Genomic DNA, 2,182 nt, shown 5'->3' with positions numbered 1-2,182 from the left:
ACTCGGGCTGCCGCTCGTACACGGCCACGGCAAAGCCGCGCTCGGCCAGCTCGTGGGCGGCGCTCATGCCCGCCACGCCGCCGCCAAAAATTGCCACCGTTGGTTTCGCCATGTAGTTAGAAGAGTAGGTGTTTCGTCATCAATTAGTTAGAGAAGAAGCACGAAGCAAGCAATGCGCCCGGCAAACCCAGCTTCGGCCGTATAACCCACTAAGCTATTTACTGGCAACGAGATAACAAGCATTGGGCACTGCGCCAATTCATCTTCCTTGCCGCGTACGCCGCTGATGCTCTAGCCACGGCAGCTGAGCGCTCCGCAAAAAGCCGCGCCGCGCAACCGCCACAACCAGCTGGCAACCACCAGTTAGCAGCAGAAAACAGCGCATAGGCAGCAGCAGCCCGCGCGGTACAACAAGCCCACAAGTAGAAATAACCCAAGAATAAATCGGCTTTTAAGCCGGCAAGTTAAGAACGAATTCGGTACCCTCGCCCTCGCGGCTTTCTACGCGCAGGGTGCCGCCGTGGCCGGTGGTCACGATGTCGTGGCTCATGCTCAGGCCCAGGCCCGTGCCCTCGCCCACCGGCTTGGTCGTGAAAAAGGGCTGGAAAATTTTGGCCTGCACCGCCTCACTCATGCCCGTGCCGTTGTCGCCGATGCGTACTTCCACCCCGCCCGGCACGGCGGCCGTGGTCACCGTCAGTTCGGGACGGTAGGCCGTGTCGGCGGGCTGCTGGCGCTGGCGCTGTTGCAGAGCATAAAACGCGTTGGTGAACAGGTTGATGAGCACGCGGCCCATATCCAGCGGCACCACCGCTACCGCCGGCAGGCCGGGGGCAAAGGCCGTCGTCACCAGCACGTCGCATTCCTTGTCTTTAGTGCGCAGGCCCTGCTGCGCCAGGCGTAGGCTGTCGCTCACCAGCGTATTCAGGTTCACGGTTTCGCGCTGGCCGGTGCCGCTGCGCGAGTGTTCGAGCATGCCTTTGATGATGGACGTAGCGCGCTGCCCGTGCTGGCTGATTTGCTGCAGGTTCTGCTTCAGGCCCGCCAGAATCTCGCTTTGCAGGGCGGTGTTGCGGCCGGGCCCGTCGCTGCCCATGTCCTCCACCAGGTCGGTGCTCACTTCGGCAAAGTTTTTCACGAAGTTGAGCGGGTTCTGCAACTCGTGGGCAATACCGGCCGTGAGCTCGCCCAGAAAGGCCATTTTCTCGCGCTGCACCAGCTGCTCCTGGGCGGTTTTCAGCTCGGCCAGCGACTGCTCCAGCGCCAGGCGGGCGCGTTCCTGCTGGCGGGCGTGGCGGGCCAGAATAACGGCCAGCACCAACAAGCCCAGCAGCCCGGCCACCAGCGCAAAGGTGCGGTAGCGGGCCCGCAGCGCAGCCTGGGCCGCGGCTGCCTGCTGGGCCCGCTGCTGCTCGCGGTAGTTGAGGTTTTGCAGGCGCATCACCTTCTCTTGCCCAAACAGCGTGTCCTTCATCACCAGCATCAGGCCTTGGTACTTGAGGGCACTGTCGGGCGGGCCGCGCCGCTTGAAGTCCTGCGTCAGCAGGGTGCTGGCATTGAGCACCCCACGCAGGAAGCCGTTGGTGCTGCCGGCCTGGCAGCCCAGGCGGGCAAAGTAGATGCTGGAATCGAGCCGGCCCATTTGCTGGTACAGCTCGGCCAGGCCCACGTAGGCGAAGTTGAGGCTGCGCAGGTGGCCAACCTTTTTCGATTCGGCAATGCTTTGGCGATAGTAGCGGCGGGCCAGGGCCACTTCGCCGCGGCGGCGGGCGGCATTGCCCAGGCCGTAGAGAATGTAGTTGGTGGGCGTGTGCAGGCGGTGGGCCAGGGCCAAGGCGCGCTCCTGGTAGAGCTGGGCCGAATCGAGCTGGCCAAACACATCGTAGGCTAGGCCGATATTGCTCAGCTCCAGCACCACGCGGCGCTCGTCGTGCAGCTGCTCCCCTATTTTCAGGGCCTGAAAGTAGTAGCTCAGCGCCTGCCGCCGGTCGCGCAGATACACGTATAGAATGCCGATGCTGCGCAAGTTCTGGGCCGTGAGGGCTTGGTCGTGGGTGGCGCGGGCAATGCGCAGCGACTGTTGAAACAGCTCGAGCGAGCGGGCCAGGTTGCTTTCGCGCAGGGCTGCGCCCAGGCGGTTCAGGGCCTCGCCTTCGCCGTGGCGGTAGCCCACGCGGCGGGC

2 protein-coding genes are annotated in these 2,182 nt (G+C 64.1%); both read right to left on the bottom strand.

Annotation, left to right across the window (positions count from 1 at the left end):
• Positions 1 to 112, bottom strand: a 112-nt coding sequence (locus ACYVDE_RS20815; protein ID WP_460503455.1) for an FAD-dependent oxidoreductase, incomplete at its 3' end; no start/stop codon positions are given.
• Positions 113 to 451: 339 nt separating this feature from the next.
• A partial coding sequence (locus ACYVDE_RS20810) for a tetratricopeptide repeat-containing sensor histidine kinase (RefSeq protein WP_460503454.1) occupies positions 452 to 2,182 on the bottom strand: 1,731 nt, incomplete at its 5' end.

It is taken from the genome of Hymenobacter agri (assembly GCF_054778495.1).
Note: the sequence above shows the minus strand (reverse complement) of the source record. Positions and strands in the feature narration are given on the sequence as shown.